Origin of the sequence: Rhizohabitans arisaemae, from assembly GCF_025996515.1 — a bacterium.
GTDB lineage: Bacteria > Actinomycetota > Actinomycetes > Streptosporangiales > Streptosporangiaceae > Rhizohabitans > Rhizohabitans arisaemae.
Genome location: NZ_BLRH01000034.1, coordinates 72519 through 94252, shown reverse-complemented (window position 1 = coordinate 94252; position 21734 = coordinate 72519). Strand labels below are relative to the sequence as shown.

17 protein-coding genes and 1 pseudogene are annotated in these 21734 nt (G+C 70.6%); 10 read left to right on the top strand and 8 right to left on the bottom strand.

The window, feature by feature from the left end:
* Positions 1-97: 97 nt before the first annotated feature.
* Positions 98-688 (bottom strand): sugar O-acetyltransferase, encoded by a 591-nt coding sequence (locus RUR_RS15795; RefSeq protein ID WP_283135809.1) that lies wholly within the window; start codon positions 686-688, stop codon positions 98-100.
* A 113-nt stretch (positions 689-801) separates the two neighbouring features.
* Between RUR_RS15795 and merB the strand changes: the two genes are divergently transcribed.
* The 5 genes from merB (at position 802) to RUR_RS15770 (ending at position 5923) form a co-directional block, all read left to right on the top strand.
* A complete protein-coding gene (gene merB, locus RUR_RS15790; protein ID WP_283135808.1) occupies positions 802-1464 on the top strand; it encodes an organomercurial lyase in 663 nt (220 codons plus the stop codon).
* Positions 1465-1591: 127 nt separating this feature from the next.
* Complete coding sequence (add, locus tag RUR_RS15785) at positions 1592-2581, top strand: adenosine deaminase (protein ID WP_283135807.1); 990 nt, start codon at positions 1592-1594, stop codon at positions 2579-2581.
* 372 nt (positions 2582-2953) lie between these two features.
* A complete protein-coding gene (locus RUR_RS15780) occupies positions 2954-3307 on the top strand; it encodes an ArsR/SmtB family transcription factor (RefSeq protein WP_283135806.1) in 354 nt (117 codons plus the stop codon).
* The gene (locus RUR_RS15775; protein ID WP_283135805.1) at positions 3304-3573 is read left to right on the top strand and encodes a hypothetical protein; all 270 of its coding nucleotides are present in this window, start codon (positions 3304-3306) and stop codon (positions 3571-3573) included. The genes RUR_RS15780 and RUR_RS15775 overlap by 4 nt, the downstream gene beginning before the upstream one ends.
* Before the next feature lie 118 nt (positions 3574-3691).
* Entirely contained in the window at positions 3692-5923 is a 2232-nt protein-coding gene (locus tag RUR_RS15770; protein ID WP_283135804.1) for an MMPL family transporter, read from the top strand.
* Between the two features lie 116 nt (positions 5924-6039).
* Here the strand turns inward: RUR_RS15770 and RUR_RS15765 are convergent, their stop codons facing one another.
* Positions 6040-6966, bottom strand: a complete 927-nt coding sequence (locus RUR_RS15765) for an SDR family oxidoreductase (protein WP_283135803.1) — start codon at positions 6964-6966, stop codon at positions 6040-6042.
* Between the two features lie 159 nt (positions 6967-7125).
* Between RUR_RS15765 and dnaE the strand changes: the two genes are divergently transcribed.
* A complete protein-coding gene (gene dnaE / locus RUR_RS15760) occupies positions 7126-10701 on the top strand; it encodes a DNA polymerase III subunit alpha (RefSeq protein WP_283135802.1) in 3576 nt (1191 codons plus the stop codon).
* Between the two features lie 189 nt (positions 10702-10890).
* Here dnaE and RUR_RS15755 read toward each other — a convergent pair whose 3' ends face one another.
* Positions 10891-11409: a hypothetical protein gene (locus tag RUR_RS15755; RefSeq protein ID WP_283135801.1), complete on the bottom strand. Its 519-nt coding sequence runs from the start codon at positions 11407-11409 to the stop codon at positions 10891-10893.
* A 367-nt stretch (positions 11410-11776) separates the two neighbouring features.
* The gene (locus tag RUR_RS15750) at positions 11777-12268 is read right to left on the bottom strand and encodes a hypothetical protein (protein WP_283135800.1); all 492 of its coding nucleotides are present in this window, start codon (positions 12266-12268) and stop codon (positions 11777-11779) included.
* Between the two features lie 284 nt (positions 12269-12552).
* Between RUR_RS15750 and RUR_RS15745 the strand changes: the two genes are divergently transcribed.
* The 3 genes from RUR_RS15745 to RUR_RS15735 all read left to right on the top strand — a co-directional run bounded on the left by RUR_RS15745 (position 12553) and on the right by RUR_RS15735 (position 16277).
* Positions 12553-13323, top strand: a complete 771-nt coding sequence (locus tag RUR_RS15745) for a TetR/AcrR family transcriptional regulator (protein WP_283135799.1) — start codon at positions 12553-12555, stop codon at positions 13321-13323.
* 97 nt (positions 13324-13420) lie between these two features.
* A complete protein-coding gene (locus tag RUR_RS15740) occupies positions 13421-14248 on the top strand; it encodes a hypothetical protein (protein ID WP_283135798.1) in 828 nt (275 codons plus the stop codon).
* 4 nt (positions 14249-14252) lie between these two features.
* The gene (locus tag RUR_RS15735; RefSeq protein ID WP_283135797.1) at positions 14253-16277 is read left to right on the top strand and encodes a RiPP maturation radical SAM C-methyltransferase; all 2025 of its coding nucleotides are present in this window, start codon (positions 14253-14255) and stop codon (positions 16275-16277) included.
* Here the strand turns inward: RUR_RS15735 and RUR_RS15730 are convergent.
* On the bottom strand, positions 16267-16965 hold the full coding sequence (locus RUR_RS15730) for a B3/B4 domain-containing protein (protein WP_283135796.1): 699 nt from the start codon (positions 16963-16965) through the stop codon (positions 16267-16269). The genes RUR_RS15735 and RUR_RS15730 overlap by 11 nt on opposite strands.
* A gap of 77 nt (positions 16966-17042) precedes the next feature.
* Here RUR_RS15730 and pdxR point away from each other — a divergent pair, with 77 nt between their 5' ends.
* Positions 17043-18521, top strand: a complete 1479-nt coding sequence (gene pdxR, locus RUR_RS15725) for a MocR-like pyridoxine biosynthesis transcription factor PdxR (RefSeq protein ID WP_283135795.1) — start codon at positions 17043-17045, stop codon at positions 18519-18521.
* Here pdxR and RUR_RS15720 read toward each other — a convergent pair.
* The 3 genes and pseudogenes from RUR_RS15720 to RUR_RS36795 all read right to left on the bottom strand — a co-directional run.
* Entirely contained in the window at positions 18518-19600 is a 1083-nt protein-coding gene (locus RUR_RS15720; RefSeq protein WP_283135794.1) for an NAD(P)H-dependent flavin oxidoreductase, read from the bottom strand. The genes pdxR and RUR_RS15720 overlap by 4 nt on opposite strands.
* Before the next feature lie 200 nt (positions 19601-19800).
* A complete protein-coding gene (locus RUR_RS15715) occupies positions 19801-20508 on the bottom strand; it encodes a response regulator transcription factor (protein WP_283137038.1) in 708 nt (235 codons plus the stop codon).
* 6 nt (positions 20509-20514) lie between these two features.
* Positions 20515-21660, bottom strand: a pseudogene (locus RUR_RS36795) (sensor histidine kinase); the annotation flags it as partial.
* Positions 21661-21734 lie beyond the last annotated feature (74 nt).

Below are 21734 nucleotides of genomic sequence, written 5' to 3'. Positions count from 1 at the left end.
AAGTGGGGGGTTCACCGTGACGGTAACGGTGAACCGAGGAGAAACGGATCTACCGAAATGCCCCTATCGTCGTGATATGGCGGATACTTCGCGGAGGTCACAGCTCCCGGATGACCTTGGCGGGCACCCCGCCGACCAGGACGTTCGGGGGTACGTCCGCCGTCACCACCGCACCCGCCGCCACCGTGACGCCGTCCCCGATCGTCACCCCGGGGAGCACGATCGCCCCGGCCCCCAGCCAGACCCGATCCCCGATCCGGATCGGCGCGGTGCTGGTCCGGTACGGGTTCCCGCCCGCCGCGACCTCCTCCGGCGGGGACACCCGCTCCTCCGCCCGCAGCGGATGCGACGCCGTCACCAACTGGACGCCCGGGCCGAGCAGGCACTGACTCCCCACGCCGATCGCGTTCCCGTCGACGAACACGCAGCCGACGTTGACGAAGGTCCCCCAGCCGATGCTGACGTTCTCCCCGTAGTCGACGTAGAGCGGCGGCTCCACCCAGACCCCGTCCCCCACCTCGCCGAGCAGCTCGCGCAGCACCCGCGTCCGCTCCGCCGCCTCCGTCGAGGGGACGCTCCGGTACTCCGCCATGAGCCGCCTGGCGCGGTGCGCCGCCGCCAGCAGCTCCGGGTCCCGGGAGTCGTACAGCTCCCCCGCCAGCATCTTCGCCTTCTCGCTCCGTTCCATCGCGCCAGGCTAGACGAATATGATCAAGGGGAACATCACTCCCAATTCAGGCAGCGCAGCGACGGTTTCCCCCTCAGCAAGCGCGCCAGGTGGATCGGAGCAGGAAGATGGACGTGGAGAAGTTGCGCCTCGCGGTGTACGCGGGGTTCACCGAGACCGGCCGGGCCCCCGCCGTCCCGGACCTCTCCGACCGGCTGAACGCCGGCGAGGCCGACGTGCTCTCCGGGCTCCGCGCCCTGCACCGGGGCCGCCATCTGGTCCTGAACGTGACCGGGACCCGCGTCCTCATAGCCCATCCGTTCTCCGACGTCCCGCTGGGCTTCTCGGCGATGGGCCGGGACACGCTGTGGTGGGGAGGGTGTGCCTGGGACGCCTTCGCGCTCCCCCACCTGCTGCCCGGCGAGCCGGAGGTCCTGGTCGCCACCCGATGCCCCGGCTGCGGCGCGGCGCTCGCCTGGAACGTGGGCACCGACGCCCCTCCGGAGGGCGGCCACGTCGCCCACTTCCTCGTCCCCGTGCCCCGGATGTGGGACGACGTCATGCGCACCTGCGGCAACCAGCGCCTGTACTGCGGGGAGAGGTGCGTGACGGACTGGCTGGAGCGCCGAGGCGAGACGCCGGGGTACACGATGGACCTCGGCACGCTCTGGCGCCTGGCCGCGCACTGGTACGAGGGGCGGCTGGAGGCCGGCTACCGGCGCCGCGAGCCCGCGGAGGCCGCCGCCTACTTCACCCAGGTCGGCCTCACCGGCCCGTTCTGGGGCCTGGAGGACTGAGCCGCCGCACCGGATTCGGTACGGGCGAGGCGGCGCGGGCCGATAGGCTGGCGCGTCCGCGCAGCCCGTACCGTGCACGGGAAATCCCGATGCGTCCTCGGCACTAAGCCGGATAAGGTGCGCAAACGTGAGAAACCTCGCCAATCTCCCAAAGGCTCACCTCCATGTCCATCTGGAGAGCACGCTGCGTCCGGCGACCCTGGCGGAGCTCAGCTCGGCGAACGGAGTGGACATCCCGGAGGACCTCCGGCGCGGCGAGTACCGATTCACCGGATTCGCCGACTTCTTTCAGCGGAACGGCCTGGTCCGGGACTCCCTGTGCCGCGCCGAGGACTTCCACCGGGCCGCGGTGGAGTTCTGCGAGGACGAAGCCGCCTCCGGCACCCGCTACGCGGAGGTCTCGTTCACGGCGGCCGCCCACGGCGAGCGGGTGGGCGACCTGGACATGCCGCTGGCGAGCGTGCTCGACGGCCTCGCCGAAGGGCGGCGGAGATTCGGGATCGAATGCCGGGTCATCCTCGACCACTCCCGGCGCCGATCGGTCGGCCGGGCGTGGCGCACCCTCGACCTCGCCGTGCGGTACGGGCCCGCCGGTGTGGTCGGCGTCGGCCTGGCCGGGGACGAGGCGTTCCCGCTGGCGCCGTTCACCGAGGTGTTCCAGGCCGCCGCGGAGGCGGGGCTGCACATCGTGCACCACGCGGGGGAGGCCGAGGGCGCCGACAGCATCCGGGAGGCGATCGGGATCGGCGGAGCCCGGCGGATCGGACACGGCATCCGGATCCTCGACGACCCGGACCTGGTGGCCGAAGTCGCCGAACGCCGGATACCGCTGGAGGTGTGCCCGTCCTCCAACGTCGCGCTCGGCTTCGTCCCCTCGATCCCCGGGCACCCGCTGGACCGGCTGCGCCGGGCCGGGCTCGCGGTCACCCTCAGCACCGACGTCCCCGCGCTGGTGGGCACGACCCTCACCGCGGAGTACGCCCTGGTCCGTGATGCCTTCGGCTATGACGACGAGACCCTCGCAGACCTGTCCCGAGCGGGCGTCGACGCCTCGTTCGCCCCCGCCGCGGTCAAGCGACGCCTGAACGAGGAGATCGACGCCTGGCTCGCCGCCTGAACGAGCCGGTCGTGAACACCGTCGACTCCGCCACGGCCTGACGGCCGGAGCACTTCGCAGGTCCGGTACGGGGACACACGCGGCTCCGGCCGTACCGGATGTACCCGGAGACGGAGCCGAGTGGCCTGTTCGGGTCCGTCGGCGCCTGGTACGGCCGACGCGGCGACTTCCGTACCGGACTTGCGGGACGGACGTGGCCTGGACGGTCCGGACGCCGAGGGCCAGGCCGACTGGCCGGGATCCGGCCGGACCACCGTGCCGCGCGTACCAGGCTCGGACGGCCCCGGGCGCGCCGCGAAACACACAAGCGGCTCTTATAGCCAACCCTTATGAGCACCTGCTAATTTATGTTGGCATGTGCTGGATTTGGCTATGAGCAACTCCGCGATGACCGGGGACGAGTTGGTGCGTGCGCTGGCCACGCTGGCCAACCCGCATCGCCTGCGGGTCATCGCAGCGCTGGTACAGAAGCGCAGCTACGTGAGCCAGCTGGCTCGCGAACTCGGTATCGGCCGCGCGTTGCTGCAGGTCCACCTCCGGAAGCTGGAAGCGGCCGGTCTGGTGTCGGCGCAGCTGGAACTCTCCGACGACGGGAAGGCCATGAAGTTCTACGAGGTACGCCCGTTCGCATTCCAGCTGACGCCGGAGGTCATCCGAGCGGCGGCGGAGACGCTGACGACACCGGGAGACGCCCCGGACGAGAGAACGAAAGGATCTGCGCGATGAGCGACACCGACTGGACACAGGTCGTCGGAACGATCGGCATCTTCGCCCTGCTGACCTCGGTGATCACGGTGATCATCTGGCAGCTCGCCTCCACGCGGCGGGCCAAGACGCTGCTGGTGCGCGAACACGAGTACCGCAAGATCGCCGAAGACGGCCTCGCCACCCAGCAGAGCATCGAGCGCCGGTTGGCCGAGCTCGACGAACACCTCGCCGAGACGCGGACCCGCCTGGCGTCGATCGAACGGATCCTGCAGCAGGTGGAGTAGCGGGCGATCAGGATCTGGGCCGCCGAGCGGCAACTCGACGGCCCAGGGGAAGAAGCACCACCTCGCCCTGGGGCGAGTTCTCACCGCAACACTTCTTCACGGGAAAGGACAGCAGCTCATGCTGCGTTATCGCAAGTCGGCCCACGGACCGCCCGCAGGACCTCTGGTGGAACGGGTGGCGGGCTGGTCCATACGGCACCGCTTCCCGGCGATCACCGGTTGGTTCGTGCTGGTGATCGTAGGAGTCCTCTCCGGCTCTCTGCTGAGCGGAGAGGGTGCGCGCAGTACCGATCCAGGTGAGTCGGGACGAGCGGAGCAGGTTCTGGACCGGCAGCGCGCATACGTGCCCGTACTGGAGAACGTGCTGATCCAGCTGCGTACGGCCGGGCCACGGTTCACCGAAAGCGCGGAATTGCGGCGGGCCGCTCAGGACCTGACGACGACACTGCGCCGTACACCGGGCGCGGTGATCGGCCTGCGCTCCCCGCTGGAGCGCGACGGGGATCGGCTGCTGTCGGAGGACGGCCGCTCCGGCCTGGTCACCTTCCAGGTGGCGGGGCCGATCGAGCGGTCGAAGGCACACTACGAGGCGGCGGTCGCGGCCATCGGGGAGGTGGCGGCACGCCATCCGCGGGTACGGCTGGCGCAGGCAGGTGACAGGAGCCTGTCCGTCGCCGTCGACGAGGGCATCAAGAGCGACTTTCAGCGCGCCGAGTACATCTCGCTTCCACTGACCGTGGTGATCCTGCTGCTGGTATTCGGCTCGCTCATCGCCGCGGGGATCCCACTCCTGCTGGCGCTCACCACCGTGGCGGGCACGTTCGGGTTCCTGCGGTTCATCGACCACTGGGTGCCCGTCAACAGCGCCACCTCCTCGATGGTGTTGCTGATCGGTGCCGCCGTCGGAATCGATTACTCGCTGTTCTATCTGCGGCGGGCACGGGAGGAGCGCGCCGCCGGACACAGTGTGGTGGACGCCGTGCGGATCGCCGCGCGTACGTCGGGGCACGTGGTGCTGGTCTCCGGTTTCACCGTGATGCTGTGCTTGAGCGGTCTGCTGTTCACCGGACTGGACAACTTCCGCGGCCTGACGGTCGGAGCGGTCCTCGTGGTCGGCATGGCGATGATCGGATCGGTCACCGTGCTGCCCGCGGTGCTCGCCCTGCTCGGCGACCGTGTCGAGAAGGCCCGGATCCCGTGGCTGGGCCGCCGCCGCACCGCCGCCGGACAATCCCGCATCTGGTCGGCCGTGGCCCGCGCGGTCGTACGCCGTCCGCTCGCGTGGGGCGGGGCGGCGACCCTGGTGCTGATTCTGATGGCCCTGCCCATGCTCGGCATGCGCCTGCAGGACGCGGCGGTCACCGACAGCCTGCCCCGGAGCGTTCCCGTGGTGGACGCCGCCCTCCGCATGCAGGAAGCCTTCCCCGGGGCGCCCGCGCCTGCGACCGTGGTGCTCTGGGAGAAGCACCCGGGAGCCCTGCAGGCTCCCGCGGTCGATCAGGCGGTCAACAGGATCGGGGCGACCTCGATCACCAGGCTGGACGACGCCGTGGTACTGCGCGTTCCGCTGGCACACTTCGGGACGGGCGAGGCCGCCAACCGGTCGCTGGAGACCTTGCGAGGAAAAACACTGCCCGCCGCCTTCGGGTCCCTGAGCGGCGTCGACCACGCGGTCATGGGCAAGACCGCCGTTCCGTACGACTTCACCCGGCAGCTCGCCGACCGCACGCCCCTGGTCTTCGGCTTCGTCCTCACCTTGGCGTTCGTCCTGCTTGTCGTGTCGTTTCGCTCGCTGGCCGTCCCGCTGGTGTCGATCGCTCTCAACCTGCTGTCCATCGGGTCCGCCTACGGTGTGCTGACCTGGGTCTTCCAGGACGGTCACCTGAGCGCCGCACTCGGCTTCACACCATACGGCGGTGTGGTGGGCTGGCTGCCGCTCTTCATGTTCGTGATCTTGTTCGGCCTGAGTATGGACTACCACATCTTCATCCTGAGCAGGATCAGAGAACGCCACGCCGCCGGCGCCGATGCCCGCGACGCGATCGTCGGCGGCGTCGGCGGCAGCGCGGGCGTGGTGACCAGCGCCGCCGTCATCATGACCGCTGCCTTCTCCGTCTTCGTCGTCCTGTCCGCCATCGAATACAAGATGCTGGGCGTGGGGCTGTCGGTGGCCATCCTCATCGACGCCACCATCGTGCGCGGAGTGCTCCTGCCCGCAGCCATGTCCCTGCTGGGGACACGTGCCTGGGCACTCCCACGATGGCTGCGACGGATGCCCGGTGGCTCCGCCCCCACCGTCGCGCCCGCCGCACCGTCGGCACCCCGGCAAACCCGCCTTCCGGCAGGGTGATCCGCCCGGGCACTTCACGGTCCCGGTACGGGCCGCGCCGCGCGGCCCGTACCGGATCCACGACCACCCGACCTCTTTGATCGGCCCGGCGGAGCCGGTACGGCGTCCTCGGTCTCTCAGCGGTAGCCGGTGGCGTCGGCGGGCTTGCCGGGGTCCTGGACCTCGCGGATGTAGCGCCAGGCGTCGGGGCGGCTGCCGTCGACGTCGGTGAAGCCGTAGACCGGGGCGAGTCCCCCGCTGGACAGCGACCGCCCGTTCCACCGGGCCACCTCGGGGTCGGCGGCGAGCGCGGCGACGGCCCGGCCGGTGTACGCGGGCGTCTCGGAGATCACGAAGTGCGGCTCCCGGTCCAGCGCGTCGCGCCAGGTGGCCTCGGTGACCCCGTAGTGATCGAGCATCATCTCCGAACGCATCCAGCCGGGGGTGAGCGCCACCGCGGTCCCGCCGTACGGCCGCAGCTCCTGAGCCTGGGCGAACGCCAGCCGGATCACCGACGTCTTGGCCAGATCGTAGAAGACCGGGTTGCGGTAGTTCGAACTGTTGTAGTCGTCGGTGCCGTCGGTGACCTCGACGACCAGCCCGCCCGGATTCCGGATGACCAGGGGAAGCGCGTAGTGGCTGGTGATGATGTGGGTGTCGATCGCCAGGCGCAGGATCCGGAGACCGTCGTCCAGCGAGTGCTCCCAGACGCGGTCGTGCCAGCCGACCAGCAGGTCGCTCCCCCACACGTCGTTGACCAGCACGTCGAGCCGCCCGTGCTCGGTGTCGATCCGTTCGGCCAGCGCCTGTACCTGATCGCGCTCCAGGTGGTCCACGGGAATTGCGATCCCGGTCCCGCCTGCCGCCGTGATCAGCTCCGCCGTCTCCTCGATCGTCTCGGGGCGGCCCATCTCCGAGCGCCGTGACCGCGTGCTCCGCCCGGTCGCGTACACGACCGCTCCGGCCGCGCCCAGTTCGGTGGCGATGGCGCGCCCCGCGCCCCGGGTGGCTCCGGCGACCAGGGCCACCTTTCCGCGCAACGGCTTGTTCCCAGTGGTGTCCATGGGATGAGCCTCCCGGGTGAACCTGCCAGGTCATGTCAGGTACGCGACAGGGAATCCCCGCGGATTCCGGCACGCGGCGCCGTTCGCGAGGCCATCCGTTCGCGCGATCGATAGGGTGGACCGACCGGATGACAGACCCCCGAAAGGCCGAGAACACCCGTGACTGACTCGTTCGTTCACCTGCATGTTCACACCGAGTACTCCATGCTGGACGGCGCCGCCAAGATCGGGAAGCTGGCCAAGCGGGCGGCCGAGCTGGGCATGCCCGCGATCGCGATGTCCGACCACGGCAACATGTTCGGAGCCTACGAATTCCAGAAGACCGTGAGCGGCGCGGGGGTCACGCCGATCATCGGGATCGAGGGCTACGTCTCACCCGAGTCCCGGTTCCACAAGAAGGCCGTGCTGTGGGGACAGCCGCACCAGCAGAAGGCCAACGAGCAGACCGGCCTCGGCGGCGACGTGTCGGCGAGCGGCACCTATCTGCACAAGACCATGTGGGCCATGACCCCGCAGGGGCTGCGCAACCTTTTCAAGATCAGCTCGCTGGCCTCGCTGGAGGGACACTGGAAGAAGTACCCCCGGATGGACGACGAGCTGTTCGAGCGGTACCACGAGGGGATCGTCGCGACCACCGGCTGCCCGTCGGGCGCGGTGCAGACCCGGCTCCGGCTCGGCCAGTGGGACAAAGCCGTCGAGCATGCTGCGAAATATCAGGACATCTTCGGGAAAGACAACTACTTCCTGGAGATCATGGACCACGGCGGAATCCCCATCGAGACCGGTGTCCGCGACGAGCTGCTCCGGCTCGGCAAGCACCTCGGGATCCCGCCGCTGGTGACCAACGACTCCCACTACGTGACCGCCGACCAGGTCACCGCGCACGACGCCCTGCTCTGCGTGGGCACCAGCAGCCAGATGGACGACCCGAACCGGTTCCGGTTCTCCGGCTCCGGCTACTACCTCAAGTCGGCCGAGGAGATGCTCGGCATCGACCCGAACTCCGACGTCTGGGCCGACGGCTGCAAGAACACCCTGGTCATCGCGGAGCGGGTCGAGGACTACAGCGAGGTCTTCAAGCACCGGGACCTGTCCGCCAAGTTCCCGGTGCCGGACGGCGAGACCGAGATGAGCTGGCTCCGCAAGGAGGCCATGGCCGGGGCGGTCCGCCGCTACGGCGACCCGGTCCCGTCCGAGGTGCTGGAGCGGATCGAGTACGAGCTGGGCGTCGTCGAGGAGATGGGCTTCCCCGGCTACTTCCTCGTCGTCGCCGACATCACCAAGTACGCGCGGGACAACGGGATCTGGGTCGGGCCGGGCCGAGGGTCGGCCACCGGGTCGATGGTCGCCTACGTGACCGGGATCACCGAGCTCGACCCGATTCACCACTCGCTGCTGTTCGAACGGTTCCTGAACCCCGAGCGTATCTCGATGCCCGACGTCGACTTGGACTTCGACGAGCGTAGGCGCGGTGACATGATTCGATATGTCACGGAAAAGTACGGCGAAGACAACGTCAGCCTGATCATCACCTATATGACGATCAAGTCGAAGGCGGCGGTGAAGGACGCCTCCCGGGTCCTCGGATACCCTTTCGCGGTCGGCGAGAAGATCACCAAGGCGTTCCCGCCCGCCGTCATGGGCAAGGAGATCCCGCTCTCGGCGATCCACGACGACTCCCACCCCCGCCACGCCGAGGCCGCCGAGCTGCGCGCCCTCTACGACGGGGACCCCGACGTCCGCAAGGTCATCGACACCGCCAAGGGCATCGAGGGGCTGACCCGCGGCACCGGCGTGCACGCGGCCGGCGTCATCCTCTCCTCCGAACCGCTCATCGACGTCATGCCCATCTTCATGCGGCCCGACGACGGCGCCCGGATCACCGGGTTCGACGGGCCCAGCTCGGAGAACATGGGCGCGCTCAAGATGGACTTCCTGGGGCTGCGCAACCTCACCGTCCTCGGCGACGCGGTGGAGAACATCAAGGCCAACCGCGGTGTCGACCTGGACCTGCTCACGGTCCCGATGGACGACAAGGCCGCCTACGAGCTGCTTGCCCGCGGCGAGACCCTCGGGGTGTTCCAGCTGGACTCCCCCATGATGCGCGACCTCACCAAGATGATGGCGCCGGAACGCTTCGAGGACGTCTCCGCCGTCCTGGCCCTCGGCCGGCCCGGCCCGATGGAAGCCAACTCCCACGTCAACTACGCGCAGCGCAAGGCCGGCAAGCAGGACATCACCCCGGTCCACCCCGAGCTGAAGGACGTGCTGGAGCCGATCCTCGGCGAGACCTACCACCTGGTCGTCTACCAGGAGCAGGTCATGGCCATCGCGCAGAAGCTGGCCGGGTACACCCTCGGCGGCGCCGACATCCTGCGCCGGGCGATGGGCAAGAAGAAGAAGGAGGAGATGGACAAGCAGTGGGCCTTGTTCAGCTCCGGAATGGAGGGCGGCGGATTCTCCAAGGAGGCCACCCAGGCCGTCTGGGACGTCCTCCTGCCGTTCAGCGCCTACGGGTTCAACAAGTCCCACACCGCCGGGTACGGACTCGTCTCCTACTGGACCGCCTACCTCAAGGCGAACTACCCCGCCGAGTACATGGCCGCGCTGCTCACCTCGGTCGGCACCAACAAGGACAAGATGGCGGTCTATCTCGCCGAGTCCCGCCGGATGGGCGTGAAGGTGCTCCCCCCCGACGTCAACGAGTCCCGGCTCCGGTTCGCCGCCGTCGGAGACAAGATCCGGTACGGACTGGGGTCGGTGCGCAACGTCGGGGAGAACGTGGTCGAGGCGATCGCGGCCACCCGCAAGGAGCGCGGCGCCTACACCGACTTCAACGACTTCCTCGCCAAGGTCCCGCAGGTCGTCTGCAACAAGCGCACCGTGGAATCACTGATCAAGTCGGGGGCCTTCGACGGACTCGGGCATCCGCGCAAGGCGCTGGTCCTCGTGCACGAACAGGCCATCGACTCGGTCATCGAGGTCAAGCGGAAGGAAGCCCACGGACAGGACTCGCTGTTCGGCGGGATGGACGACGACACCGACGGCCAGAGCGCGTTCGCCGTCGCCATCCCCGAGGAGGAGTGGCCGCGGGACAGCCTGCTCGCCTTCGAGCGGGAGATGCTGGGCCTGTACGTCTCCTCCCACCCCCTCGACGGGGCGGAGCGGATTCTGGAGCGCAACCGGGACACCGGCATCGCCGACCTGCTGGACGGCCGGGGCGGCGGGGAGATGCGGATCGCCGGCATCATCGCCGGTGTCGACCGCAAGGTCACCAAGCAGGGCAAGGTCTGGGCGATCGTCCGGGTGGAGGACCACGACGCCGCCATCGAGGTTCCGGTCTTCCCCGCCGCCTACCAGCTGTACGGGGAGATGCTCGTCCCCGACGCCGTGGTCTCGATCACCGGGCAGACCCGCCCGCAGAGCGACGGCGACGGCATCTCGTTCGCGGCCAAGGACGTGAAGATGCTGGACGTCTCCAGCGTCCAGGCGGACGGGCGGCAGCCCGTCGTCATCGCCCTCCGCGAGGACAGGCTCACCCGGGAACTCATCGGAAGTCTCCGGCGGATCCTGGAGACCCATCCGGGCGACTCCCCGGTCCACCTGCGGATCCAGCGCCTCAACCCCAAGAAGGTCACCCTCATGGAGGTCGGCAGGTACGAGGTGGACCCGCAGGCCGCCTTCGCCGCCGACATCAAGTCGCTCCTGGGCGCGGCCTCCTACATCGGCCAGTAGAACCCCGGAAACGGGTCGTGCCCGTACCCGCCAATATCGGGTACGGGCACACGCCGCCGGCTACCCCGAGTCAGCGGCGGCAAGGCCGTGCGCGGCCTGACGGGTCGTGCCGGTACCCGCTAATGTCGGGTACCGGCACAGGCCGCCGTCTCCGTCCACCCGGCGAGCGGCGGCAAGGCCGTGCGCGGCCTAACGGTAGACGTATCCTTCGACCCTGACCTGGATGTAGCCCGCCTGCAGCGCCTCGTCCACGCTCTGCTGGTTCGCCGCGGTGAAGTGCTCGGTCCCGAGCCGGCTCCGGAACAGCCGCAGCGACAGGGTGCCGCCCCGCGCGGCGGAGTACACGTAGCCTTCGGTCCGGGAGTAGGTGTAGCCGACCGGTGCGGCGCCGGTGGTGGTGACGGTGTCGCCTCGCCCCGGGTGCCGGTACGTCTTCAGGGCTACCGTGCCGAGGACCTGCGCGGAGCGAACCTGCCCCTCCGTCCGGATGTACCGGTGGTTGACCAGGTACTGGGCCGATGTCGTCAGGTTCTCGTCGTTGGCCATGCTCCGGTACAGCTTGAGCGGGACGGTCGCGTCGGCCGGAACGCCGGACACCCGCCCCGGAATCGCAGCCGAGCCCTGTCCGGACTCGGCTGACGCGTGCGCCTGAAGCGCGGGCACGAGCACGGTCGCCGCGACGGCGAGTGCTCCGATCAGCTTTCGCATGCGGTCCCCCCGATGGATGAACGTCTACGGGGCAAACCCTCCAAACGAGCCGTATAGCCGCCGTATAGAAACCGTTGATCCCCCCGGTCAGCCCGGCTGCGACATGGCTGTGCCCGTACCCGGGCTCCAACGGGTACGGGCACGCACCGCCTCTCGGCTCACCCCCGAGCGAGCGACGGCTGACTCTCCCTGCCCCCGGCCGTCGTGCCGACGGCCGGGGCTGTTTTCACGTGCCCGTACCCGGGGTCCACGGGTACGGGCACGGACCCCGCCAACGGCCATACGGGCGAACCGGCGGCGGGGGGTATCGGGTGCGCCGATCCCCGTGATCGGCGCAACGTATGGCCGGCGAACCGAGTCGGCGGCCCTACGGCAGGATGTATCCCTCCGTCCGGACGTAGAGGTATCCGGCGCGGAGCGCCTCGGCGACGCTGCTCGGGTGTGCCAGGGTGAGGTTGTCGCCCCATCCCGCGTGCCAGAACAGCCGAAGCGGCACGGTGCCCGTACGCCGGATCGGATAGACGTATCCCTCGTCGCGGATGAACCGGTATCCGGCCGCGACGGCGGACTTGACGCCGAACGCCGTCGCCGTGGTGAGATGGTCGCCCCGGCCCCCGTGCCAGTACAACGTCAACGGGACGGTCCCTTCGACCCGGCGGTCGAACACCTGCCCCTCCGAACGGACGAACCGATACCTCGCGGAGATCGCGGACCGCCGCCCGAGGGCGGTCCCGACGCTGAGGGTGTCCTGCCCGATGGGATTGCGCCACAGCTCCAGTGCGACCGCCTGCGCGGTGTGGACACGGCCGGAGTCGGTCGCCGCCGAACCCGGCTTCCCGCCGGTCGTCGTCGTGGTCATGAGGTCCCTCCCCAGGGTTCGCTTCCTGCCGATCTGTTTGACGGCCCCTGGGTCGACGGGGTTCAGGCGGCGCACGGCCGATCACAGCGCCCGGAGGCGGGGCACGAGCCGGGATGGGAGGGGTCGACGGGCTTGAGTGACGTGTTCATGGCATTTCCCCCGAGGTCGGTGTTTCCGCTCGATCAGAGGTTTTCAACGGTCCGTATATTTGCCGTATAAACGTCCCCAATCTCTCCCGCACCGCCTGCCGTACGGCGTACGGCGAGATGTGAGAGGGTGGCCCGGTGACTTCGTCAACCGATCCGGGCAGCGGTGCGGCGCGGGTGCTGGCACTCCTCTGGCGGGAACCGGGGGCCAGGACGTCCACCCGCGGGCCGCGCCAGGGCCTCAGCGTCGACGCCGTGGTGGCCGCGGCGATCGAACTGGCCGACTCGGCGGGCCTGGAGGCGCTGACCATGCGGCGGGTCGCGCAGGCGCTCGGGGTCGCCCCCATGTCGCTGTACACCTACGTCCCCGGCAAGGCCGAGCTCCTCGACCTCATGCTCGACGCCGTCTACGGGCGCATGCCGTACACCGAGACGGCCGGCCTGCCCTGGCGGGAGCGGCTGGCGGCGGTCGCACGGGACAACCGGGCCCTGTGCGACCGGCACCCCTGGGTCGCCCTGGTCTCCGCGGCACGTCCCCCGCTCGGGCCGGGGCTCATGGCCAAGTACGAACGTGAGCTGCTCGCCTTCGACGGGCTCGGCCTGGACGACGTGGAGATGGACGACGCCCTCGCCTACCTGCTCGGCTTCGTGCAGGCGTCCGCGCGGGCCTCCTCCGCCGCCCGGGCGCTGCGGCGCGAGAGCGCGATCACCGACGAGGAGTGGTGGGCGGCGAACGAGCCGCTGCTCGCCCGAATCTTCGACGCGACCCGCTACCCCACCGCCGCCCGGGTCGGCTCGGCCGCGGGTGAGGTGCGGGGCACGGCTTTCGACCCCGACCACGCCTACCGCTTCGGCCTCGAACGCGTGCTCGACGGTCTTGGGGTCCTAATCGAGGCACGTGATCGATAAATTACCTGGTCAGGGGACTCGTACGGGGTGAGTCTCCTTGCCTGGCCCACCGCCGCGCCACATGATCGGCCCAGAGATCCCTACGGGTGGTGGAGCGATGGCAAAGATCATTCTGTTTGACGGAGGCGACGGGGGCGGTCTGGTGCTCACCGACAACGGAGTGGAGCCCATCCCTCCGTTCGCCCCGCGGGTCCGCTCGCAGATCAAAGCCGTCGGCCATCTGGTCGCCACCGCCGTGGAACAGGGGCCTGAGCACAGTGAGCTCAGCGGCCTGGCCACACGGCTCGCCAACATCGCGATCCAGCAGGTGGAGGCGATCGTCGGGCCGCTCGACCCGGAGGCGAGCCTGATCGTCACCGGTCACGACACCGACGGGTTCGTCTGCGGCACCACCGGGAAGCCGCCCGTTCCGCTGCCGCGTCCGCCCAGGGAGCTCCCCGCCCTCACCGACATGCTCGAACGCGGCGTGATCGACAGATCCCTGCTGACGTTCGTCCAGAAGGCGACCGCCCAGGGGAAGGACGTCGAGGAGATCCTGGAGTACCCGGACCGGATCGCCGCCGAGCTCGGCATCGAACTCTCCGAGCGGAGTGCCCGGGACCTGAAGTCGATCGCGCCCTCGCAGGTGGAGGCTCTGGACGATCCCGTCTCCCGTGAAGTCGCCACCTTCTTTCAGCATGTCCTGGCCGACGGACGGTATGTGGACACCTGGGCGATCCGGCCGGCCGCGGTGTCCGGCTCGCTCGGGGTGAGCCTGAGCCCCGAGGCCACCGAGCGGATCATCACGGTCGGAGCCGCGTTCCAGCGGGAGAACGCGTCCAACCGGATCATCTGGATCGTCGTCGGCATCATCGTCATCGTGGGTGTGGTGGTGCTGGAGCGCGAAGCCGAGGTCGTCGACCGTTCAGGCATCCCGAAGCTCTGACCCGATGTTCGACGAGACACGGGCCCGCGCGCGGCGCGCGGCCAGACCCGCCGACGTCGAGCTGGTCAGCATGCCCTGGACCGCGCTCACCGAACCGTCGCTTGGCCTCGGCATCCTCAGCGCGATCTTGGAGCGGTCGGCGTTCGCCTGCCGGGTCCGCCACCTGAACCTGTCCCTGCTGCGTTATCTACGGCCGGGGACCTACGCGGCGCTGGCCGACTCCTTCGCGTTGAACGATTTCCTGTTCACCGGAGGAATGGATCCCGTCGTGACCACCCGCCAGTGGGGCTGGCTCCGCGCCAAGACCGCCGCCATGGTGCTCAGCGGGCGCCTCGACGACGACTCCGGGGAACGCCCGCCCGTGGACGACGTGGTGGAGCGGCTGCTTGAGCTCCGGTCGGCCGGGTTGCCGAGGTGGCTGGACGAGCAGGCCGGCCGACTCGCCGCGTCCCCCGCGCCGCTCATCGGATTCACCTGTATGTTCGACCAGACCATCGCCTCGGTCGCCCTGGCCCGGCTGGTCAAGGAACGCGCCCCGGAGAAGCTGATCGCGCTCGGTGGATACGCGGTCCGCCCGCCGACCGGCGAAACCGTGCTCGACGCCTTCCCCTGGATCGACGCGGTGTGCGTCGGCGAGGGCGAGGCCACGATCGTGGAGCTCGCCCGGGCCGCGGCCGGTGACCTCGATCTGGCGCGGGTGCCGGGAATCGCCCATCGGGACGGGGGCCGGATCCCGATGACGGCCCCGCCGCCGACGACCGACCTGGCGGCGTCGCCGACGCCGGACTTCGACGACTACTACCTCGACGTCGCGGACCTGTCCGCCGGCGACCTGGTGGACATCACCCCGACCCGGCTGCCGGTGGAGAACTCCCGGGGATGCTGGTGGGGCCAGATCCGGCACTGCGTCTTCTGCGGCATCCACGACGACGACCTCCGTTACCGGATCAAGCCCGCCGAGGTCGCCCTGCGTACGATGGACGACCTCGCGGCGCGCTACGGTGTCGGCGCGTTTCGCTTCTCCGACTACATCCTGCCGCGGTCCTACTTCGACACGCTGCTCCCCCGGCTCGCGTCCCGCGGCGCGCCGTACCGGCTCAGCGCCGAAATGAAGGCGAATGTGAGCCCGGCCGACTTCACGCTGCTCGCCGCGGCCGGATTCCGCGAGGTGCAGCCCGGGATCGAGTCGTTCTCGACGGCGGCGCTCGACGCCATGGACAAGGGCACCTCCGCGATCAGAAACGCACAGACGCTGCTCCTCGGCAAGACCACGGGCGTTCAGGTGCACTGGAATCTGCTGTACGGGTTTCCCGGCGACGACCCCGACGACTACGAGCGGATGCTGGGCACCCTGGAACGCCTGATCCACCTGGATCCTCCGGCGACCTGTCTCCCGGTTCAGGTGACCAGGTTCGCCCCGCTCCAGAGCGATCCGGCCAGGTTCAAGATCCCCCATGCGGTCTACGAGCCCGGCTACGACCTGGTGTTCTCCGCCGACTACTTGGCCAGAACCGGATTCGACCTCGGCAAGTACTGCTACTACTTCATGCGTCCGTTTGAGAACTCGGTACGGCTGAACGGGATCTACCGCCGGATCGACGCATTGGTCGAGCGATGGCGGGCCGCCGGCCGGTGCCGCGCCGTCACCTTGGAGTGGCGCCTGGAATCGGGGCGGACCGTGGTGACCGACACCCGGGACGATCCGGCCGGTGTCGTGCTGGAGCTGGACGAGGCGCAGGGCGAGCTGCTGCGGGCCCTCACCGTGCCCCGTACCGTCACCGGCCTGGCCAGGCACGGGCTCCGACACACCCCCGCGGAGACCGCCGAGTCGCTCGCGGGGCTGGATCGCCTGGGGCTGGTGCTGCGGGACGGAGAACGGTGGCTCTCCCTGGTCCTGCCTGCGGACCGGCCCGCCGCCGGCCGTACCGACTCGACGGCCTCGGCCTCCTCGTCGAGGCACGGAACCCCCGGCGGCGCCCCCGTGGCGGCCGCCGCAGGCCGTACCGCACCCGTCCGGGTCACCCGGTGAAGTCCAGGCGCGGCGAGGAGGCGGTCACCGTCGCGGTCCGCGGTGTCACCGGCCAGTGGACGGCGAGCTCGTCGGCGACCGTGGCGAGGAGCCCCGGCACGTCCGCGCCGGCCGACTCGTGCATCGCCTCGACGACGATCAGTACCGAGGTCGTGGCGTCCTGCACGGCCGAGTGGCCGCTCTGCCGGTTGGTCCACCGCCGGGCGTGCGCCCGCCCGGCCGCGTCGACGAAGGTCACCTCGCCCCGGTCCGGGTTCTCCGTCTCACCCCCGAAGGTCACGTAGCGCTCGTCGCCGTCGGCGTGGCGCACCTCAAGGCCTTCGGAGATCTTCTCGGTGTCCAGCGCGGCCACCGGGATCGCGAAGGCCAGCGAGATCGCATTGCAGAGGTCCACCAGCGGATGGATGCGCGGCAGCTCCCCCTCCTTCCGGAACCGCCGCAGGAGCGACTCCGAGGCGCATCGGTACTGCGTCGGCCTGAGCCCCATCCGGGCGAAGGCGCGGCGCCACGCCTGGATCTCCGGGAACCCGGCCTCCGGACCCGCGGCGAGCCTGGCCCGGGCCAGCTCGCCGAACCGGGTGAGCGCGGCGCCGATCGAGGCCTCGGGGGTGATCCCCGTGGCGGCGACCGCACCGGCCACAAGATCCGGATGTTCCTCCCAGACGTTCCGGGAGTGCTGAAAATACATGGGGCGGTGGTTCCCCTCTCTCGCGGCGGAAGGCGGACCGGTTCGCACCGGTCCACCCTTCCTGGCAGAATGGTCCGATGAACAGGGCCAAAGCGAGCCCAGACTATCGGTCCAATGCCTCCGGCTCCGACTTCCTGCAACTCGACATCGGCGAGGCACCCGCCGGTGGCCGCGCCGACTGGCTGGCCGCGCAGCTCCGGCAAGCCATCTCGGACGGCCGCCTGCCGGTGGGCAGCAGGCTGCCCGCCACCCGCGTCCTCGCCGGTGAGCTGCGCGTCTCCCGCGGGGTGATCACCGAGGCGTATCAGCGCCTCAACGAGGACGGGCACATCGCCGGGCGCGGGCGGGGCGGAACGGTCGTCGTCGCCGCCCCGGCGCGACCACCCGAGCCCGCACCCGCGCCGGCGCCGCCCGGCGGCGTGCTGTTCGCCGGGGAGCCCGGAGCGGACGTCTTCGACGCCCTGCGCGCGGCACCGGCCCGGATCGACCTCACCCCCGGGGTGCCCGACCTGGCCGCGTTCCCCCGGGCGGCGTGGCTGCGCGCCGAACGGTCGGTCCTGAAGGACCTCCCGGCCGCCGCGCTCGGCTACGGCGACCCCCGGGGCACGCCGGCGCTCAGGCTGGCCGTCGCGAACTGGCTGGCCCGCAATCGCGGGATCAGGGCCGACCCGGGTGAGGTGCTGATCGTCGCAGGTGTCGCCCAGGCCCTCGGCCTGCTCGCGCGGGTCCTCGGCGAGGAGGGGATCTCCCGGGTGGCGGTGGAGGATCCCGGCTCCCTCGGCGCCCGTCATCACCTGAACCACTGGGGGCTGGACACCCCGCCGATCACGGTCGACGACGAGGGGATACGGGTCGACGAGCTCCACGCCTCCGGGGCGCCGGCCGTCCTTACGACCCCGGCGCACCAGTTCCCCACCGGGGTCGTGCTCGGCGGGGAGCGCCGCCGGGATCTGCTGGCATGGGCCGACGAGGGCGGCCTGATCGTCGAGGACGACTACGACGCCGAGCACCGCTACGACCGGCCGCCCGTCCCGGCCCTGCGGTCGATGCTCACCGAGCGGGTCTGCTACGCCGGGAGCGTGTCCAAGCTTCTCGCCCCCGCCCTGCGGGTCGGCTGGGTCCTCGCCCCGGCCCGCCACCAAGACGCCCTGGTGGACGCCAAGCGCCACGCCGACCTCGGCAACGCCGTACTGCCGCAACTGGTGCTCGCCCGGCTGATGGAGTCCGGCGAGCTGGAACGTCACCTTCGCCACCTGCGCAAACGTCACCGCCGACGCCGCGACGCGATGATCGGCGCCATCGGGACCGCGCTCCCCGGGGCGGTCGTGCACGGCGCCGCGGCCGGGCTCCACCTCATGGTCACCCTCGGCGACCGGATCTCCGACGTGGAGGTGGCGTCGGCGGCGCTCGCCGACGGGGTCAAGGTCCAGCCGCTCTCCTGGCACAGCCGGAATCCGGGCAGGCAAGGACTCGTCCTGGGCTACGCGGCAAGCTCCCCCGCGGTCCTCGCCGAGGGCGTGGCGATCCTCGGCGACGTGGTGCGGCGCCTCTCCTAACGGCCTCCGCCCAGGATGCGACCGGCGTCGGCGACCAGGTCGCCCAGGTACTCCGCGGCGCCGACCGGCCGGGTGAGCGACGCGGACTGCCCGGCCCACAGGTTGACGTAGTCGGCGAGGCCCCGCTCGGCGGCGGCCCGGCGGATCGGCAGCATCAGCGCGTTCTGCACCGGATAGGACGGTACCTCCGCTTCGTACGCCGCCATCTCCTCGATGAACCGGTTCGGGATCGCCCGGGCCGGACGCCCGGAGAACAACCGGGTGAGCACGGTGACCCGCGCCGCGGGGCCGAGCAGCGCCGCCTTGTGCAGAGCGCTCGCCCCCGACTCCTCGACGGCCAGGAAACCGGTGCCGATCTGCACCCCGTCGGCGCCGAGGACGAGCGCCGCCGCGACACCCCGGCCGTCGGCGATCCCGCCCGCCGCGATGACGGGGACCGAGACCGCGTCGGCGACCTGCGGGACGAGCGCCATCGTGCCGACCAGCGACTCGCCGACCGGCCGCAGGAACGACCCCCGGTGTCCCCCGGCGTCGCTGCCGGAGGCGACCACGGCGTCCAGGCCCGCGTCCGCGAGGGCGGCGGCCTCGTCGACCGTGGTGGCGGTGCCGATCGTCACGAGGCCCCGCCGCCGGGCCTCGGCGAGCACCCACTCCGGAGGGACGCCCATGACGAAGCTGACGACCGGCGGTTCGGCGGCGAGGAGTGCGCGGGCCTGCTCGGTGAAGTCCTGCGCGTAGGGGCCGGCGAGGCCGGGAGCCTCGATGCCGAGTTCGTCCAGGTACGGCCTGAGCCGCTCGACGTCGGCGGGGACTGCCCGCGCCTCGCTCTCCCCCGGCTGGGGTACCCACAGGTTGACGGCGAAGGGCCGTCGGGTGGCCGCCTTCAACTCCGCGACCAGCCCGGTGATCCGATCGGGGTCGAGGATGTGGGCGCCGTACGAACCCAGCCCCCCGGCTTCGGACACCGCGGCGACCAGCTCCGTCGACGAAAGCCCGCCGCCGAAGGGGCCCTGCACGATCGGGTGGTCCACGCCGAGCAGCCGCTCCAGCCGTCCCGATGACCAGGTGCGGCCGCTCATCGCACGGCCGTCGGGATGAGGGTACGGCGTCCGCGGGCCGGTGTCGGCGCGGTACGGGCGACGCGTGCGCCGAGCCGGATCACGACCGTGATCGATTCGCTCATCGAGGAAAGTCCTCCTGGTCATGGGCGAGCAGGTCCCCGCCGCACGTTCAGGAGCCTAGACGAACGGCCGAACTTGATCTTGGAGGAACGGGCTGTTCAGGTCCCGGGGTAGGGGTCCGCCTGCTCGTCCAGGAGCCCGGCGTCGTGCACGAGCAGCGCGACCTGGACCCGGTTGTTGAGACCCAGCTTGGCGAGGATGGTCGAGACATGGCCCTTGACCGTCGGCACGCCGAGGTCGAGGACCGCGCCGATCTCGGCGTTGGAGGCGCCGCGGCCCAGAATCACGGCGACCTCGCGTTCGCGCCCGTTCAGCACCGCCAGACGATCCCTGGCCCGGCTCCGCCGGTCGTCGTGGCCTCCGGTGGCCCGGCCGATCAACCGCCGGGTGGCCTCCGGGGAGAGGATCGGATGCCCCTCGGTCACCCGGCGGATCGCCGCGACGATCTCCTCAGGCGGGGTGTCCTTGAGCATGAACCCGGCCGCGCCGGCCCGCATGGCGCGGAGCACGTGGTCGTCGGAGTCGAAGGTGGTCAAGATGATCACCTCCGGCGCGCGGGGTCCGGCGCGCAGGGCCTCGGTGGCGGCGAGCCCGTCCACGCCCGGCATCCGGACGTCCATCAGGACCACGTCCGGGTCATGCCGGTCCACGAGGGTAAGGATCCCGTCGCCGTCCTCCGCCTCGGCGACCACCCGGACGCCCGGTGCGTCGCCGAGCATCATCGTGAGCCCGGCGCGCACCAGCGGGTCGTCGTCGACGACCAGCACCCGCACCTCCCGGGGTTCCGCCGCTCCCCCGGGGTCCAGCGGCAGCCGGGCCGACACCCGCCAGCCACCCCGGACGGTCGGACCGTACTCGATCCGCCCTCCGGCCAGCGCGACGCGTTCCGCCAGTCCCGTCAGCCCCGCGCCGGGACGCGAAGCCGACACGGACGGGGCGCCGGAGTGCCCGTTGGTCACCTCGACCACCAGCTCCCGCCCCTTGGATTCCGCCACGGACACCCGTACCCCGGCGCCGGGGGCGTGCTTGCGGACGTTGGTCAGCGCCTCCTGAACGATCCGGTAGGCGGTCCGGCCCACCCCGTCGGGGACGGACGAGACGACCTCCTGCGTCAGCTCGACCGCCATGCCGGCCCGGCCGGACTCGGCGACCAGCTCCCGCAGGTCGGCGAAGGTGGGCTGGGGCAACTCCGAGGAGGTGGCGCGGAGCACGCCGATGACCTCCCGCAGATCCTGCAAGGCCTGGTGGGCGCTCTCCCTGATCACCTTGGCCGCCTGGACGACCTCGGGCGGGCTGTCCCTGCGGTACTCCAGCGCGCCGGCGTGCACGCTCAGCAGCGAGAGCCGGTGCCCGAGCACGTCGTGCATCTCCCTGGCGATCTGCTGGCGGGTCTGCAGCTGCGCTTGTTCCGCGCGGAGTTCGGCCTGCTCGGTCCGTAGTTCCGCCTCGGTCTCGGCACGGTGTGCCCGGTCCCGCAGGGAGAGCACCAGTTCGCGGCGGTTCCGGATCGACAGTCCCCAACCGGCCGCCGCGGTGTAGATGCTCATGCCGAGGGCCAGCAGGATGAACCCGGGCGTCTCCGGATCGGGACGCACGTACAGGAAAGCGACCGCGGCGGCCACGCCCGTCCCGAAGACGACGGCCGTCTGTTTCGGCGGGCGGTGCACCGCGACGGTGAAGAGGGCGACGACCAATGCCCCGCCGACGAACTCGAACACGGCGGACAGCGCCACCAGCGCCAGGGCGAGCTCCGTCGGCCGGCGCCGGCGCACCCAGATCGTCAGGCAGCCGAGTGCGCCGAAGAACTGGTCCAGGTTGATCAGCCATCGCGGCCCCGTGAGCACGGACTCGGCGAAGATCATCAGAGTGAGCGCGACCGCGAACAGGAACAGGCATGCGTCGACGATCCAGTCGCGCAGGGTGCGCCGGCGCGCGGAGGGGGTCACGGAGCCGTCCATCCCCCCGAACCTACCGGTTCGAGGCACGCTCGCTCCCGCTCCGGAATGCGGCGATACCGAAGTCGCGACCGCCG

What these genes read in the sequence shown, in the direction of transcription:
- RUR_RS15795 (WP_283135809.1), bottom strand. Translation starts at nt 688, where the DNA reads ATGGAACGGAGCGAGAAGGCGAAGATGCTGGCGGGGGAGCTGTACGAC.
- RUR_RS15780 (WP_283135806.1), top strand. Translation starts at nt 2,954, where the DNA reads ATGAGCAACTCCGCGATGACCGGGGACGAGTTGGTGCGTGCGCTGGCC.
- RUR_RS15775 (WP_283135805.1), top strand. Translation starts at nt 3,304, where the DNA reads ATGAGCGACACCGACTGGACACAGGTCGTCGGAACGATCGGCATCTTC.
- RUR_RS15770 (WP_283135804.1), top strand. Translation starts at nt 3,692, where the DNA reads ATGCTGCGTTATCGCAAGTCGGCCCACGGACCGCCCGCAGGACCTCTG.
- RUR_RS15765 (WP_283135803.1), bottom strand. Translation starts at nt 6,966, where the DNA reads ATGGACACCACTGGGAACAAGCCGTTGCGCGGAAAGGTGGCCCTGGTC.
- RUR_RS15755 (WP_283135801.1), bottom strand. Translation starts at nt 11,409, where the DNA reads ATGCGAAAGCTGATCGGAGCACTCGCCGTCGCGGCGACCGTGCTCGTG.
- RUR_RS15750 (WP_283135800.1), bottom strand. Translation starts at nt 12,268, where the DNA reads ATGACCACGACGACGACCGGCGGGAAGCCGGGTTCGGCGGCGACCGAC.
- RUR_RS15740 (WP_283135798.1), top strand. Translation starts at nt 13,421, where the DNA reads ATGGCAAAGATCATTCTGTTTGACGGAGGCGACGGGGGCGGTCTGGTG.
- RUR_RS15735 (WP_283135797.1), top strand. Translation starts at nt 14,253, where the DNA reads ATGTTCGACGAGACACGGGCCCGCGCGCGGCGCGCGGCCAGACCCGCC.
- RUR_RS15730 (WP_283135796.1), bottom strand. Translation starts at nt 16,965, where the DNA reads ATGTATTTTCAGCACTCCCGGAACGTCTGGGAGGAACATCCGGATCTT.
- pdxR (WP_283135795.1), top strand. Translation starts at nt 17,043, where the DNA reads ATGAACAGGGCCAAAGCGAGCCCAGACTATCGGTCCAATGCCTCCGGC.
- RUR_RS15720 (WP_283135794.1), bottom strand. Translation starts at nt 19,600, where the DNA reads ATGAGCGGCCGCACCTGGTCATCGGGACGGCTGGAGCGGCTGCTCGGC.